We start from the raw sequence: 16,086 nt of genomic DNA, 5'->3' as shown, positions 1-16,086 counted from the left end.
GAGATGATAATCTGAATAAATGAGAATATAGCCACCCTTTGTTTGAGGTAGGCAGATAATCACCATCGATGGTGGTGTAAAGGTTATATACTAGGATCGACAGCTCTAACTATCATCCATCGGGAGAACGTTGATGTCAGTGTCCCAAATGGCGACAAGTCGTTTATACAAATCAGTTCAATCGCTCTGCTCTGCGCGTAATGCTAACCTGCCTGTCGAGCAGGGTAAGTGCCTATATGAGCCAGTGGAGAATGGTGTCGAGCTTCATAGAGCGCATTTTCTTCTTGATTCACAGCACAGCGAATATACCTCTCTCGTCGCGAAGATCGTGTTTGATGAGGGCAATCAGCTTTGGTATTTCTACGTCCCAACGTACCGCAACGAATTATTAAGGTGGATACCTTATAAGCCACTTCCATACAGCCAAACGCTTGAAGAACTACTCACCGAATTGGAAAGCGATCCTCAAGCGTGTTTTTGGGAATAGGGAACGCTCCAATTCTAACAGCTGCCAATGTCGCCATAATTTATGCTTTGGATTTAACGACTTGGTTTCTAAAGTCTTTCGGTGTCATGTTGTAAACCGATTTAAATGCGGTACTGAAATGCGCTGCACTTTTAAACCCGGATTCAAACGCTATTTCTGTTATAGATTTTTCTGACATGCGCAGCTGGGTTGCGGCGAAGTTGATCCGCTTCACTTTTAATATCTGTGAAAATGAAAGATCCTCTGCGGCGAGGCGGCGTTTTAAGGTCGCGATAGACATGCTCATATGAGCCGCTAAGCCTTCCAGAGTGATATCTTTCTCGATATTGTTCTCAATATACTTGATGGCCTTTTGAGAGTCGCTTAGGCTGCTTGCGTCATCTATGATTGATAGGATGTTTGGCTCTACCTCCACCATTAACGACAGCAGTGCCATTGCGATATGACCTTGTGTGTAGTCTGGAGCATTGCGACTCGCTAAGTTGACCAATGTGTCTTTTAGTTGTGCTACTTCGCTGCTGGCTTGCGCTGAAAAAGGATAGAAGCGCCTTTCTTCCGTCTTGGAGCGTAGCATTGGGTGTGCTTTTTTAAAGTCACAGAATAGATTTGGGTTGAAGACTAGAGCCAGTGCTTTAAAGCCATTTTCACTAGGGATGGCTTCTGCGCTGCTCAAATCAGCAGAGTTGTAGAGAGTAAAATCTCCTGCTTTAAGTTCAAACTGTTCACCATTTGGTTGATGAACTAATAGGGCACCTTCTTCAACAACATATAAGCCATTATGTGTTGCGGTGTAACGCTCACTTTTGCGCGCAGTGAAGTGATTAAAGCGAATGATCTCAATGTTCGGCATATTCGTTCTTATCATTTTTACATAACAAATAAAAAAGGCGCTCAATAGAGCGCCTTTTAACTTCATTCGGTATTATTCACTTACAGTCTGTTCTGCTTGTGCTGCTGGTTGTTCAGCAAATACCTGGGTTGGCTTTGCAACTAAACTGCGGTTCTCTTGGTTTACGTCCGCAAGGACAATTTCCAATGTATCACCAAGTTTGTATACGACCTCTTTATCGATAGAGATGGTACCGTTGTCGCCATTGCACTCAATTCTTTCTTTATTATCAAGAATTAGTGCACCAGGAATAAAGGCTGCTGCGCCATTTTCGAGAAGTCGGACACGTGCACCAGCACGATTAATATCGAAAATCTCACCTGTGAAACAAGTTTTCTTGTTCGGCTCATCAGCAAGCGTACGTGCATATAACCAATCTGAGACATTTCGCTCAGCAATTTTATGATGTTTACGGTGCAGAGCTAGTTCTTCACCGACTTGATCATCAGGTTTTTGCACTGGCTCTTTGCCTAGGATGACGGCCTTCAACATGCGGTGGTTGATCATATCGCCGTACTTACGAATTGGTGATGTCCAAGTCGCATAGATATCCAGCCCCATAGCGTAATGAGGAAGAGGCTGATTACCTACTTCACTGTAGGCTTGGAACTTACGAATACGATTATCAAGGTAAGAGGTTTCTTGCGCAGCCAACCAGCGACGCAATGCAGCAAAGCCTTCTAGAGTGGTAATTGACTCCGCTGTGAATTCTAGTGCACCTTCTGGATTGACAAGTTGAACCACTTCTTCAATCTTCTCAGTCTTAATGCCAGCGTGAGTATTGAAAACACCTGTTTCAAATTTATCGCGCAGTGTACGACCAGCACAGATGTTTGCGGTAATCATTGACTCTTCAACCAAGCGATTTGCACTGCGGCGCATATCTGCATGGATAGCAACCACATCGTTGTCTTCACTCAGCTCAAAACGGTAGTCAGGACGGTCTGGGAAGACCACTGCGTTTTTCTCACGCCATTCTGCGCGAGCAAGGGAAAAGTCGTAAAGGTCACGAACGATTGTCGCGATCTCTTCAGATGGTTGCCATGCTTCTGAGCTGCCGTTTTCTAGCCAATCAGACACGTGATCGTATGCTAAGCGTGCGTGTGATTTGATGTTTGCTGCAAAGAACTTGATATCGTCGCCAATGACGCCGTCTTTATTTACGGTTACGGTACAGCAAATAGCAGGGCGGATTTCGCCTTCAATCAGAGAGCATAGGTTGTCTGCTAGATCGCGAGGCAGCATTGGAATATTGCGGCCCGGAAGATAAATAGTATAGCCACGCTCACGTGCTACTTTATCCATTTCATCTTCTGGTGTGATGTAGGCAGTTGGATCTGCGATAGCGATTGTCAGTTCGAAATCGCCAGATTCGGTTTTCTTCGCGTACAGCGCATCGTCCATATCTTTGGTTGATTCACCATCGATAGTCACGAAAGGAACGTGTGTCATGTCTACGCGTTCTAGATCGGCGTCGTCTTTTAGTTCCCAGTTCTCGATGCCTGCTGGCTCAGAGTTTGGTAGATCGTTTTGAGCAAGCGTTACCCACCAAGGTGCAATTTTGTCGTTCGCGTCTGTGATTTTTTCAGAAATTTCCACGAAGAAAGAGTTATCGCCTTTTAGAGGGTGGCGAATAAGATGTGCGACAACCCAATCTCCCTCAGCGAACTCGTCAGGTTTTAGACCTTTCTTTAGTTTCGCTTTAAGAGAAAGCTTTTTAAGCTGTGGGTGATCAGGTGCTACGTTTAGCTTGCCTTTGAACATTTTGACTCGACCAATAAAGCGAGTCACGGCTTGTTCTAACAGCTCTTGTGGCTCTGCAACTTCGCGTTCATTTTCTGTGCGGATAATGGCGACGACTTTGTCACCGTGCATGCACTTTTTCATGTACGCAGGTGGGATGAAGAAGCTAGTCTTGCTGTCCACTTCCAAAAAGCCAAAGCCTTTATCTGTGGCTTTTATTGAGCCTTCTTTTTTCGGCAGGTTTTCTTGGATTTGCTGCTTAAGCTGAGCGAGTAGTGGGTTATCTTGAAACATCTTTTCTTAAATTACCTATGGAGTTGGGCACACTATAATCATTGCGAGCTATTATTACTACCTGTGGAGCGCAATTTCGCCGTGAATTTTGCTGATCGAATTGCAGGAAATCGGCTTAAATATTGATGAAAAACTCATCTGCGAGCTGCGCAAATCTACGGGGAATGGTGGGGCTGGTGGAAAAATATGCTAAAAATGCCATTATTGAGAATAAATTGTGATGTAATTCAATTTTTTCTGGCTTTTTTTATGCTTTTAAGGAATAATCCGCCTCCCTTAGTCGTCCCTAATGGCTTATCGCGGTTGTGTACTGTGCTGTGTTCCTGTCTGAATGGAATCAGTAACTGGATGAATCAGTATCGAATTGGAAGAGCATATGGGACTGTTTTTTTGTTTAATTAAGTAGGATCCCAATGCAAGATTCTGTTATTCAATTCAGCGATTTATCTCTGAATGATTCTATCCTTTCTGCTCTAGACGGAATGGGTTTCGTGTCACCAACTCCAATTCAGGCTGCGGCAATCCCACACCTGTTGGAAGGTGCTGACGCGCTGGGTAAAGCTCAAACAGGTACAGGTAAAACGGCAGCGTTCTCTCTGCCTCTTCTAAATAAGATCGATCTCAACCAACGTAAACCACAAGCTATCGTTCTTGCGCCAACGCGTGAGTTAGCGATTCAGGTTGCGGCTGAAATGAAAAACCTTGGTAAGAACATCAAGGGTCTTAAAGTTTTAGAGATTTACGGTGGTGCTTCTATCGTAGATCAGATGCGCGCTCTTAAGAGCGGTGCACAAGTTATTGTTGGTACTCCAGGTCGTGTACAAGACCTTATCAACCGTGAACGTCTACACCTAGATGAAGTAAACACGTTTGTACTAGACGAAGCTGACGAAATGCTAAACATGGGTTTCGTTGATGACGTTACTGCGATCATGGAACATGCACCAGAGTCTGCTCAACGCGTTCTATTCTCTGCAACAATGCCTCCGATGCTTAAGAAAATCGTTGAGCGCTTCCTACGTGAGCCTGTAATGGTTGACGTTGCTGGTAAGAACCACACTGTAGACAAAGTTCAACAGCAGTTCTGGGTAGTGAAAGGTGTAGAGAAAGATGAAGCGATGTCTCGTCTTCTTGAAACGGAAGAAACTGACGCGTCAATCGTCTTCGTACGTACTCGTCAAGACACTGAGCGTCTAGCTGATTGGCTATCTGCACGTGGCTTTAAAGCGGCAGCTCTGCACGGTGACATTCCTCAGTCTCTACGTGAGCGTACTGTTGATCACATCAAACAAGGTGTTATCGACATCCTAGTTGCAACTGACGTTGTTGCACGTGGTCTTGATGTCCCACGTATTACGCACGTATTCAACTACGACATCCCATTCGATGTTGAGTCTTACATCCACCGTATCGGTCGTACTGGCCGTGCTGGACGTAAAGGTAAAGCGATCCTTCTTGTTCGCACTAACCAAATCCGTATGCTTCGCACTATCGAGCGCGTAACTAAGTCATCTATGGAAGAGATTCAACTTCCTCTACGTGACCAAGTTGCTGAAGCTCGTCTAGCTAAGCTAGGTGCTGAGCTTGAAGCTGAGAAAGAGCACAAAGCTCTAGACAAATTTTCTGAGCTAGTAGAGAAACTACAAACTTCTCTAGAAATCGACCCAGCAACGCTTGCTGCTATGCTTCTTAAGCGTCAGCAAGGTAAACGTCCTCTATTCTACATTGGCGAAGACCCAATGGTTGAAGCGATTGAGCGTGATAAGCAACGCCGTAAAGAGCGCCGTGAAGGTGGTCGTGACGGCGGTCGTAACTTCAACAACCAAGATTGGGATACTTACCAGCTTCAAGTTGGTCGCGAGCAAGGTGTTCAAGTTAAAGACATCGTTGGTGCTCTAGCGAACGAACTAGGCCTGGGTAAAGGCTCTATCGGTGCGATCAAGCTAGCACAAGGCCACACATTCGTTCAGCTACCAAAAGCAATGACTTCTGAAGCTGCGGGCAAGCTAAGCAAACTACGCATCCGTCAACAAGATGTTGGTGCTGTAGTATGTGACTTCGATGACTTCCGAGAGTCTCGTGGTGGTCGCCGTGACGGTGGTCGTCGCGATGGCGGTCGTCGTGATGGCGGCGGTTACCGTGGCAACCGCGAAGGCGGCAACCGTGGTGGTGATCGTCGTGAAGGCGGTCGTCGCGAAGGTGGCTTCCGTGGTAACCGTGACGGCAACCGCGATGGTAACCGTGAAGGTGGCGAACGTCGCTTCGATCGTAACCGTGGTGGTGATCACCGTGGTAACCACCGTGGTGAGCGTGGTCACGGCCGTGGTCGTCGCACTCAAGAAGCATAATCACGAATCAGTGATTAGAGCAATTGATTAAATTGCCGCAAGAATTGAAAGCCGAGCGAAATGCTCGGCTTTTTTATGCGCGTCGAATACGGCTTTGCTTTTCGTCGTGCTCATTTACCCAGCTAATGACTTCGTTTAAGGGGAGGGCTGGGCAGAACAAGTAGCCCTGAATGATGTCGCAGCCACGACTGCGTAAAAAATGCAGTGTATCCATGTCTTGAACGCCTTCTGCGACGACTGAATACCCTAGGCCATGCGCTAACGCTATTGTGTTCTCAACGATAGAGCGGGTGCCCTCTGTCCGGCTTGCGGTACAAAGAAATGATCGGTCGATTTTAATTTGATCAACTGGGAGATCTCTCAAAAGCGACAGAGATGAATACCCGGTGCCAAAGTCGTCCAAGCTGATCTTAATACCCAATCCTTTGATTTGGTGAATTAGGGGGTTGAGCTCAACAACTCTATCAATCGCCATCGTTTCAGTAATCTCTAAGCTTATAAGGTCAGCAAATTGAGGGTTTACTTTGAGCAGTGTTTCCAAGCGGTTGAACAATAAATTAGACGAGAGATCTTTTGCAGATAAGTTAACGTGGACAGGAAGCTTGATGTCTTTTTCTATAAAGGTCTGGAGATCTTTTTCAACTTGGTTGAGGACCCACATGGTGATGTTGTGCACTTGATTACTTCGCTCCGCGATGGGGATGAAGTCGTTAGGCGAAATCGTTTTACCATTTTCATCATGCCAACGGATCACGGCTTCAAAGCCGACAGCTAAGTTAGTATGTGCATCAATCAACGGTTGGTAGTATAGCTGGAACTCCTCTTTTTCCAGCGCACATTGAATACGAGAAGAGATTTCGAGCTGGTACTTGGCCCCGACGTTCATGTCCTCATTATAAAATGCAAAGAGATTGCCATTTCGTTTGGCGTGATACATGGCAATGTCTGCGTGCTTTATCAATAGATCATTGGACAGAGCGTCATAAGGGTAGGTACTGACACCGAAAACAACGCGGGAAGAGACTTGAAACTCATCTAAATGGAAGCGATTAGACAGTGCCGAATCTAACTCTTCGATGAGACTTTTGCCTGTTTCCTCGCATGCTGACGAGGTGAGGATGACAAATTCATCGCCACCAACGCGGAAAATTTTGTCACTGCCTTTAAGTTTCTCTTGGAGACGTTGCCCAATTTGAATCAGTAGTTGGTCTCCACAAAAGTGTCCCATAGCATCGTTGACTTGTTTAAAGTTAACGACATCGAAAAGGATCACTGAGAAAGGGTCTCCAGACTGTATTCTATCTTCGATTAACTCAAAGCAGTATTTACGGTTAGGGAGTCCAGTAAGTGCGTCGTGAACGGCATTACGCTTCTCTTTTTCAGCAACGGTATGAAGTTCTAGTATGGAGTCGTTGCTCCATTTGATAACCAGCACCACAAAAATGCTGCCACCGAATAAAATGAGAGAAACTCCGGTTTCCAAGAGGGAAGCGATAGGTTTTTCCATTATAGCGTGTAAAAAAGCGGCATACGCAAAAATGAAACAGCTGATTAACAACAATAGGAAAGTCCACCCGGGTACATCAGTTCTCGAGCAGATGTTTTTTGTCATCTGCCATCCCCAGCAGAGCAAAATCAAACCTAAGATCACTAATAGAAATGCAATAGTGGGCACATTATTACCCCGATTTATTGATTGGTTTATTATTTTTGTTCACCCAATAAACAACGTAGCTCATATCTCTGAATTTGTACAAATTGACCTATTCATAAATTATGTTTAACAAGTCATATTTTTTAGTCTTCAAATAAAATCAAAACTTGCTACAGATCAACAAAATTTGTTCAATCAAATCGCTTTTACTAAAAGATTGTTGAAAGATTAAAAAATTATTGAATAATAGAGGGGCAAACAAGAAGTACGCAGCGCACAAGCGCTATTACAACCTCTGCTCTACAACAGGATAACTATTTCATGTCTAATTCGTTTGTACTGGTGATCAACTCTGGTAGCTCTTCATTAAAATTTGCTGTTATTGATTCTGAAACCGGTGAAGCTTTGGTATCAGGTATTGGTGAGTGTTTTGGCCTACCTGAAGCTGAAATCAGTTGGAAATATCAGGGAGAAAAAACCGTTGAAGCAATTCCTGCTGGCGGTAACCATCATCAGTACGCTGTTGAGCGAGTGGTAAAACTACTCGAGACTTTGGGTTTGAGCTCAAAATTTGTAGCAGTAGGTCACCGCATTGTTGCTGGTGGCGAAACCTTTAAAGGCACAGTAAAAGTCGATGAAAAAGTTATTCAAGAAGTTGAGCGTCTTGCTGAGCTAGCGCCACTTCATAACAAAGCGAATGCAGAAGGCATGCGAGCAGCAATGGCAGCATTCCCTTCACTGCCTCAATTCGCTGTGTTTGATACTGCTTTCCACCAAACAATGCCTGCAAAAGCGTTTATGTACGCGCTTCCTTACGAGCTTTACGAAGAGCATAAAGTGCGTCGTTACGGTGCTCACGGCACAAGCCACTACTACGTAAGCCGTGAAGCAGCGAAAATGCTAGATAAACCGGTTGAAGAAAGCAGCTTTATCACCGTGCACTTAGGTAATGGTGCATCAGTGAGTGCGGTTAAAAATGGCGAATGTGTTGATACAAGTATGGGTTTGACGCCGCTAGCTGGCCTAATGATGGGCACTCGTTGTGGTGACCTCGACCCAAGTGTTATCGAGTTCCTTTTCCGTAAAGGTTGGGAAAAAGACGAAGTTTTCGAGATGATGAACAAGAAGTCAGGCTTCTTAGGTGTATCCGGTGTAACAAGTGACGCACGTGGTGTACTAGAAGCCATGGAAGCGGGTAACACACGTGCGAAGTTGGCATTTGAAATCTTCACTTACCGTGTTGCGAAATACATTACTTCTTACCTAGCTGCTCTGGATTCATTAGACGGCATCATCTTCACTGGTGGTATTGGTGAAAACTCACTACCAATTCGTCGTGAAATCTTGAAAAACCTAAAACTGCTAGGTTTTGTTGAAGATGAGAAAGGCAACGAAGATGCAAGATTTGGCAACGCAGGTGTTATCGCAACATCTGAGTTGCTCGGTGCGAAAGCACTAGTTATTCCTACCAATGAAGAGTGGGTAATCGCTCAACAGTCGGTGGAACTGCTGTAAAACGGCAAAAATTTTGGGAACTAAGTCAAAGCCCTTTCCTTTATGGAAAGGGCTTTTTTTGATCCCAATACATCCTTTCTCCATACAACTAGCCGCATTAATACGGATCTCTAATAGCTGCCAATTGCCTTAATATTGATAAATATATAAACAACTTGGGCAGTGAAGAAATTTCAGTATACTGCGCTTAAGTCATACCAAAGAAAAATAGCCTTATGCCATGTAGGTGTCTCAGCTCGGAGACAGGAATTGCGTTTGAAGAACGATCAAACGAAATCGGATCTTTGCAGGCTATTGGGCATATAAATAATAAACCGTTGACTAGTTCGAAGATTAGTCAAATGAGAGAAAGTTATGTTTTTTAATAAGTCGCTTCAGCAAGAAAACCAACGATTAAAGCAGGATCTGCAACGCTTGCAGCAAATCCAACACAGTTTAGATGAAGAAATGCTTCGCTTAACGCTGGATAAGAAAGGTTGCATTACCTCTGTAAATACAAAACTTCACCAACAACTCTTTTTCACTGATGCAGATGTTTTAGCGAAACCGATTACCGAGTTGGTGCCATCAAATTCGCGCAATACAGATCACTTTCATCGAATGAAGAGAGCCGTTCAGGAAAAAGTCTTTTGGAATGGCGCGATGCAAGTACTTAAAGGCAACGGCGAAGAAGCGTGGTTACGAACGGTTATCCAGCCTGTTTTAAACGAACATCAAGAAGCCGAAAGCTTTTTTGTGTTTGCTTCTGAGCTTACGCGAACGATCAAAGCATCGCGTGAGCAAGAGGACATGCTGAATGCGCTGAGCCGTTCTATGGCGGTTATTGAGTTCACGTTAGATGGTAATGTATTAAAGGCCAATGATAATTTCCTTAGTACGATGGGTTATACACTGGATCAAATTAAAGGGAAGCATCATCGTATGTTCTGCGATCAGGAAGAGGCTGGTTCTGAAGCTTATCGCGAGTTCTGGCAACGTTTGGCAAAAGGGCAGTTTGCTTCAGACCGATTTAAGCGAGTTAACCGTTACGGTGAAGAAGTATGGTTAGAAGCCTCCTATAACCCTATCCATAACGATAGAGGAGAGCTCTACAAGGTCGTCAAGTTCGCGACCGACATCACCCAGCAGGTGATGCAAGAGCAGCAAATGGCTCAGGCTGCGCAATTGGCTAATGAAGTTTCTCAAGAGACCGGAACACAAACACTGCAAGGTCAGCAAGTGATAGGTTCGACGCTAGAAAAGGTGCAAACACTGTCTGACCAAATGCAGCAAGCGAATACGGCCATTGACGAGCTCAAAGCGCACTCATCACGCATTAGTGAACTGGTTAATAGCATCAGTGGTATTGCTGACCAAACTAACTTACTAGCGTTAAATGCGGCGATAGAAGCAGCTCGCGCGGGTGAGCATGGTAGAGGCTTTGCAGTGGTGGCTGACGAGGTGAGACAGCTTGCCACAAGAACCAATGCGACCACGGATGAAATTGTCTCAATGGTAACTGAAAACTTAGAGCGAACCGATAATGCTGTCCAACTGATCGCCAAATGTCAAAAAGAAGCACTAGATACGCTAGAACTTTCAGAAAAAGCGGGGAATGTGATGAACGAAATACAAGATGGCGCTAGCCGTGTCGTAGAGGCTGTGGAGCAATTTAACCGCTCATTGTAGTTGGTTCTTCATGCTATCAATGGCTTTTTTCAGTTCCGATATAATCAACTTGTTTACTACTGCTGCTCATCGCCAATAAAGCGCTTTTTTTGGTGATGAGAAAGCCAATTATTTCCCTCCTTAATATTTCGTATTTCTATCTTAACGTGTCGCTATTTTACAACACTGTTAATAAAAAGTAGCGTAATTTAATCTCCTGTTAACTTGGTTGCGAATCACAGTTGGGGGAGACCTACTTGGACTTACTAAATTTCACCATAGATAACTTAGCGCTGCTAGGTACGCTTACCATGGAGCACATCTCTTTGGTCGCTCTGGCTGTTGGGCTTGCCATCCTAACTGGCGTACCTATCGGCATTCTTATCACACAAAATGAGCGCGTTGCGAAAGTGGTGCTTTACGTAGCATCCATCATTATCACCATTCCTTCAATCGCACTGTTTGGTTTGATGATTCCTCTCTTATCGACCATTGGTCATGGGATTGGCTACGTGCCCGCCGTGATTACCGTACTGCTTTATTCTCAGCTGCCTATTATTCGCAACACTTATACCGCCATTCACAACGTAGAACCGTCACTCCGAGAGGCTGCTCGCGGCATCGGGCAAGATCTATCTTGGTGGTGAAGATACTTCTGGGATGGATACGGTCACTCTGCGCCGCAACATTGGCTATGTTATTCAGCAAATTGGCTTATTTCCCAACATGACGATCGGCGAAAACATCGCGGTGGTTCCCAAGTTATTAGGGTGGGATAAGGCAAGGTACATGACGCGTGCAAAAGAGCTATTGGAGATGGTGGCTCTTGATCCTAGTGTCTTCATTAATCGTTATCCAAATGAGTTGTCTGGCGGACAGCAGCAACGAATTGGTGTTGCCCGAGCGCTGGCGGCGGATCCTCCCGTCATGCTGATGGATGAACCTTTTGGTGCGATTGACCCGATCAACCGTGAAGTAATTCAGGATGAGTTCCTTAAAATGCAGCAAGAGCTCAACAAGACCATCATGTTTGTCAGTCATGACATTGATGAAGCGGTCAAAATGGCCGATAGAATTGCGATTTTCCGTGATGGTCACCTGGTTCAGTACGATACGCCTGACGATTTGCTCGCACACCCGAAAGATGATTTCGTGAAAAACTTTGTCGGAGATGATCGCGCACTTAAACGTCTACGCTTAGTGACGGCTGAGTCCGTCATGCAGACCACTTTTGCGTACGTGAAACCTAACGATACGCTTGCCGACGCTCTAACCAAAATTGACGCGTATGGGTATCGCGACGCCGTGATATTAGTGAATGACCAACACCAACCTATCGGTTATGTGCCAAAAGCTACCGCAATCAATATGAAGGGGTACTGCGGCGAACATTATGTCGGCCTGAAAACAATCGCCCGAACCACGGATGATCTGCGTAAAGTCGCGTCGAAGATGTTCACGCACGACATTGTTTGGATGCCGTGTGTTGACGAGAATGGCCGCTTAGTGGGCGAAGTCACACAGCGCGGCATTACCCATTATCTAGGCGCAACTTATCAGCGCGATACCTCTCTTAGTGAGCCACAGCCATTGCATCAGGCTAAGGAGGCATCGTGACCAATCAGCTCAAACAAACCTACTATTTCGTTTTATTAGCGTGTGTCTTTGCGTTGGGTATTTATTTACAAGGCGCGGGTACGATCGATGATTTCCTCTACTACCAAGAAGACATTGTTTATTTGACGGTTCAGCACATTGAACTGGTGCTGCTGTCTGGTGGATTGGCGATCCTAATCGCGATTCCCGTCGGCGTATTGCTCAGCCGTCCCCGTTTTCAGAAAGTCGCAGAATCGGCGATGCAGGTTTTGAATGTGGGGACCACGATTCCTACTTTAGCCATTCTTGCGCTGGCAATGAGCTTTCTTGGCATTGGCACCGTGCCAGCGGTATTTGGGCTGACGATTGCCTCGTTGTTACCGATTGTCAGAAACACCTATATCGGACTGAAAGAAGTGCCCGCTCATTTAAAAGAAGCGGCGTCAGGCATTGGTATGACCGAGTTACAAATGTTGTTTCAGGTTGAAATTCCTAATGCGCTGTTCGTCATTTTTGCCGGTATCCGCACGGCGTTAGCTGTCAACGTGGGCACCGTTCCACTGGCCTTCTTAATTGGTGGTGGTGGGTTAGGGGAGCTCATTTTTACCGGTATTGATCTGGATGAACCCATCATGATGCTGGCAGGCGCTATTCCTACAGCGATGCTGGCTATCGCTATCGACAGTGTGGTAGGAGCCGTTTCCTATGTCACTGTACCTAAAGGCTGTAACCCTATTAGAGCTAGACAATAACAATCCTAAAAATTGAACACAGACAGGAGTCAAACATGTTGAAGCAAATTACTCGCCGCTTGCTGGCCGTTGGTGTACTGCTTTCAAGTTTTCACGCATCCGCGGAAATCGTCGTAGGTGGTAAAAACTTTACAGAACAACAGCTTTTAACGGAGATCACGTCTCAATATTTAACCAAAAAAGGCTACGACGTTGATAAACGTTCGGGCATGGGCAGTGCGGTTTTGCGTAAAGCGCAAGAAAACGGCCAGATTGATCTTTATTGGGAATACACGGGCACATCACTGATCATTTACAACAAAGTCAAAGACAAGCTCCCAGCAGAGCAAGTGTATCAACGCGTTAAGGAACTGGATGCCAAGAAAGGCCTAGTTTGGCTTAACCCTTCAAAAGCGAACAACACCTACGCGCTCGCTATGCGCAGTGACGATGCGAAACAACGTGGCATTTCAACCTTATCCGACTTCGCCGAGCAAATGCGCCAAGACCCGCCAATGACCATTGCTTTGAATGCGGAATTCTATGCACGAAAAGATGGCTTCCGACCTTTACAGAAAACCTACAAATTCAAAGCTTCACGTGACCAAGTGAAACGCATGGATACTGGGTTAACTTATGATGCGCTGAAAGGGAAAGAAGTCGATGCTGCGCTTGTATTTGCAACAGATGGTCGTATCAAAGCATTCGGTTTTACCGTTTTAACGGATGACAAACAGTTCTTCCCTGATTACGCGATCACTCCTGTGGTTCGCCAAGAAACGCTAGATGTGAACCCAGAGCTTGCCGAGCAAATGAACGCGCTTTCTGCGGCGATCGATGGCGATACGATGTCGACTTTGAATCAACAAGTTGATGTGGAGCGACGTTCGATCTCAGAAGTCGCAAGCCAGTTCCTATCTGAGCATAACTTGGGGTAATACCATGACTATCCTGCAAGTTAGTGTGGCCCAAATCAACGCCCAGTTAGGCGATGTGAATGCCAATCTGAATACTCATCAGGATTACATAAAGCAAGCTGCGGCCTTGGGGTCGCAGCTATTGCTGTTTCCTGAACTCTCCTTGACCGGATACCAGCTCCAATCCTCAGTGCGTGAAGTCGCCATGAAGCGTGATGATGCTCGGCTTAAAGAGCTTGCGCAACTTGCACCGCACATGTCCGTAATTGTCGGCTTTGTTGAACAGGCCGCTCCGGGAGAGTACTACAACGCGATGGCTTGGTTGCTCGGTGGTACGGTGGTTGCTGTGCATCGCAAAATCAATTTACCAACCTATGGTGGGCTTGAAGAGGGCAAGTGGTTTCATTCGGGAGACGCAACCACCAGCGTGTCTCTTGATGATAATTGGCGAGGCTCGGTTTTAATTTGCGCCGATTTATGGAATCCACCTTTGGTTCATTGCGCGCTACTCGATAAGCCTGAAATCTTGCTCGCGCCGATCAACTCGGCCAGCAGGATTGTCAGTAAAGACTTTTCCAATGAAGACAACTGGTTGGTTAACGTTAAATTCTATGCGGTGCTCTACGGAACCCCAGTCTTGATGGCTAATCGTTACGGGCCAGAGGGAGAAGCGTGGTTTTGGGGAGGAAGCTGTATTTTGTCTGCAACGGGTGAGCTATTGGCGCAGGCAGAAGATGGTGAAACCTTGATAACTGCGACCTTGTCATTGGACGATATTGATAAAGCCAGATTCGAGCTGCCTACCATGCGAGACAGCAATACACCATTGATCACAACGCTATTGTCGAAGGCAAAACGCTAAAACTGGAGCAGTAGATGATGCAATCTATTCATCGATTTATTCACGAATTAACCTTTGAACAGCTTCCTGCTGACGTTATTGAACAAGCGAAATATTGCGTCTTGGATTTGTTAGGTGTCGCCGCAGCTGGTAAAGCGACGCAGCTGCAAAACATGGTAGCCAAACTCGCGCAGAAGCAGTTTGCCGGTGATACGCCGATGCTGTTTTCTGATCACACAGCTAGTGGTTGTGGGGCGACTCTATATGGCGGCATGTTGATTGACAGTATGGACGCGCACGACGGCCAAGTCCTGACGAAAGGCCATGTTGGCGTCGCTGTTTTGCCGGGGCTGCTCGCCAGTATGCATGAGTCAGCAGTTACGGGAGAAGAGTTATTAACGTCCCTCGTCATTGGCTACGAAATAGCAACTCGCGCCGGAATCGCGCTGCATCAAACCGCTTGTGATTATCATACTTCTGGTGCTTGGAATGCGTTGGGCGTCGCTGCGGTGTCTGCAAGAAGAAAAGACTTAACGGAGGCACAAACAGAGCATGCGCTCGGCATTGCTGAGTTTTATGGTCCACGCAGCCAAATGATGCGTTGTATTGAACATCCAACCATGCTCAAAGACGGCTCTGGCTGGGGAGCAATGGTGGGCTTTGCCAGTGCAGAGCTGGCAGAAGAAGGATTTACTGGCGCGCCAGCCGTGACTCTGCTGGACCAACAAACTCACGCTTTGTGGGCAGATTTAGGGCAGCGCTGGTATATTCTGGAGCAATACTTTAAACCGTATCCGGTTTGTCGTTGGGCTCAACCTGCGGTTGAAGCGGTGAGAGCACTGCAACAAGAAAATAAACTAAAACCTGATGAGATTGAACTTATCGAAGTTCACAGCTTTCACCAGGCGGTGTGCCTGCATACCAAGCGCCCTGAGACAACCGAGCAGGCTCAGTACAGTTTGCCATTTTCAGTCGCGAGTGCGGTCATGGATAATACGGTCACGGTAGAAGCCGTTACCAAAGGACTGAAAGATCCTGCTCGCTTGGCAATTACGGAGCGGATGAAGTTAATTGAAGAGCCTGCTTACAATGATAAGTTTCCAGCCGAACGCTGGGCGCATGTCGTGGTGACGTTGAAAAATGGCGACAAACTGACTTCGCCTCCCTGTATTGCGCGAGGTAATCCTGAAAATCCGCTCAGTCGAGACGAGATGCGAGGTAAGTTTCGTACTTTGGCAGAGAAAGAACTGCCCGCTTCGCGCGTGTCAGCGATAGAAGAGGGCTGTTTGCAACTTAATAAAGCCAGTAAAGAGCAGGTACTTACTTGGCTATCACTGCTTTACCAAGGCACGTTGTCCGATAAGCCGCCTGGCACGTCGCCTGACACATCACGATGAGATCGAACTTCTTTTCTCTTACTCAAT

12 protein-coding genes and 2 pseudogenes are annotated in these 16,086 nt (G+C 46.1%); 11 read left to right on the top strand and 3 right to left on the bottom strand.

The features are described 5' to 3' along the window. The first annotated feature begins 133 nt into the window (after positions 1-133). Positions 134-487: a DUF3024 domain-containing protein gene (locus P4S59_RS22110; RefSeq protein ID WP_337169069.1), complete on the top strand. Its 354-nt coding sequence runs from the start codon at positions 134-136 to the stop codon at positions 485-487. A 40-nt stretch (positions 488-527) separates the two neighbouring features. Here P4S59_RS22110 and P4S59_RS22105 read toward each other — a convergent pair whose 3' ends face one another. Continuing rightward, positions 528-1,337, bottom strand: coding sequence for an AraC family transcriptional regulator (locus tag P4S59_RS22105; RefSeq protein ID WP_084742270.1), 810 nt, complete (start codon positions 1,335-1,337; stop codon positions 528-530). A gap of 72 nt (positions 1,338-1,409) precedes the next feature. Beyond that, positions 1,410-3,413, bottom strand: coding sequence for an exoribonuclease II (rnb, locus tag P4S59_RS22100; protein ID WP_012842481.1), 2,004 nt, complete (start codon positions 3,411-3,413; stop codon positions 1,410-1,412). A gap of 413 nt (positions 3,414-3,826) precedes the next feature. On the opposite strand from rnb, the gene P4S59_RS22095 reads away from it, so the two are divergent. After that, the gene (locus tag P4S59_RS22095) at positions 3,827-5,761 is read left to right on the top strand and encodes a DEAD/DEAH box helicase (RefSeq protein WP_337169068.1); all 1,935 of its coding nucleotides are present in this window, start codon (positions 3,827-3,829) and stop codon (positions 5,759-5,761) included. 73 nt (positions 5,762-5,834) lie between these two features. Here P4S59_RS22095 and P4S59_RS22090 read toward each other — a convergent pair whose 3' ends face one another. Further along, positions 5,835-7,373 (bottom strand): putative bifunctional diguanylate cyclase/phosphodiesterase, encoded by a 1,539-nt coding sequence (locus P4S59_RS22090; RefSeq protein ID WP_337169067.1) that lies wholly within the window; start codon positions 7,371-7,373, stop codon positions 5,835-5,837. A 363-nt stretch (positions 7,374-7,736) separates the two neighbouring features. Here P4S59_RS22090 and P4S59_RS22085 point away from each other — a divergent pair, with 363 nt between their 5' ends. The 9 genes and pseudogenes from P4S59_RS22085 (at position 7,737) to P4S59_RS22050 (ending at position 16,059) form a co-directional block, all read left to right on the top strand. Continuing rightward, the gene (locus P4S59_RS22085) at positions 7,737-8,930 is read left to right on the top strand and encodes an acetate/propionate family kinase (RefSeq protein ID WP_104970111.1); all 1,194 of its coding nucleotides are present in this window, start codon (positions 7,737-7,739) and stop codon (positions 8,928-8,930) included. A 354-nt stretch (positions 8,931-9,284) separates the two neighbouring features. Then, a pseudogene (locus P4S59_RS24440) lies at positions 9,285-10,064 on the top strand (PAS domain-containing protein); the annotation flags it as partial. Continuing rightward, positions 10,062-10,598 carry a methyl-accepting chemotaxis protein gene (locus P4S59_RS24435; RefSeq protein WP_374043502.1) on the top strand — a complete coding sequence of 179 codons (537 nt, stop codon included), beginning with the start codon at positions 10,062-10,064 and terminating at the stop codon, positions 10,596-10,598. The pseudogene P4S59_RS24440 and the gene P4S59_RS24435, both read left to right, overlap by 3 nt. Before the next feature lie 290 nt (positions 10,599-10,888). After that, a pseudogene (locus P4S59_RS22075) lies at positions 10,889-11,203 on the top strand (ABC transporter permease); the annotation flags it as partial. A 34-nt stretch (positions 11,204-11,237) separates the two neighbouring features. After that, positions 11,238-12,194 carry an ABC transporter ATP-binding protein gene (locus P4S59_RS22070; RefSeq protein ID WP_337169065.1) on the top strand — a complete coding sequence of 319 codons (957 nt, stop codon included), beginning with the start codon at positions 11,238-11,240 and terminating at the stop codon, positions 12,192-12,194. Then, a complete protein-coding gene (locus tag P4S59_RS22065; protein ID WP_006742426.1) occupies positions 12,191-12,925 on the top strand; it encodes an ABC transporter permease in 735 nt (244 codons plus the stop codon). Before P4S59_RS22070 ends, P4S59_RS22065 begins: the two co-directional genes overlap by 4 nt. A gap of 35 nt (positions 12,926-12,960) precedes the next feature. Continuing rightward, entirely contained in the window at positions 12,961-13,842 is an 882-nt protein-coding gene (locus P4S59_RS22060) for a glycine betaine ABC transporter substrate-binding protein (protein WP_337169064.1), read from the top strand. A gap of 4 nt (positions 13,843-13,846) precedes the next feature. Next, positions 13,847-14,683 carry a nitrilase-related carbon-nitrogen hydrolase gene (locus P4S59_RS22055; protein WP_337169063.1) on the top strand — a complete coding sequence of 279 codons (837 nt, stop codon included), beginning with the start codon at positions 13,847-13,849 and terminating at the stop codon, positions 14,681-14,683. A gap of 14 nt (positions 14,684-14,697) precedes the next feature. Next, positions 14,698-16,059 carry an MmgE/PrpD family protein gene (locus tag P4S59_RS22050; protein WP_337169062.1) on the top strand — a complete coding sequence of 454 codons (1,362 nt, stop codon included), beginning with the start codon at positions 14,698-14,700 and terminating at the stop codon, positions 16,057-16,059. The last annotated feature ends 27 nt before the right edge of the window (positions 16,060-16,086 follow it).

It is taken from the genome of Vibrio sp. M60_M70 (assembly GCF_037162085.1).
Classification (GTDB): domain Bacteria; phylum Pseudomonadota; class Gammaproteobacteria; order Enterobacterales; family Vibrionaceae; genus Vibrio; species Vibrio diabolicus.
The sequence above is the reverse complement of the archived record's forward strand: the minus strand, read 5'-3'. Positions and strand labels throughout refer to the sequence as shown.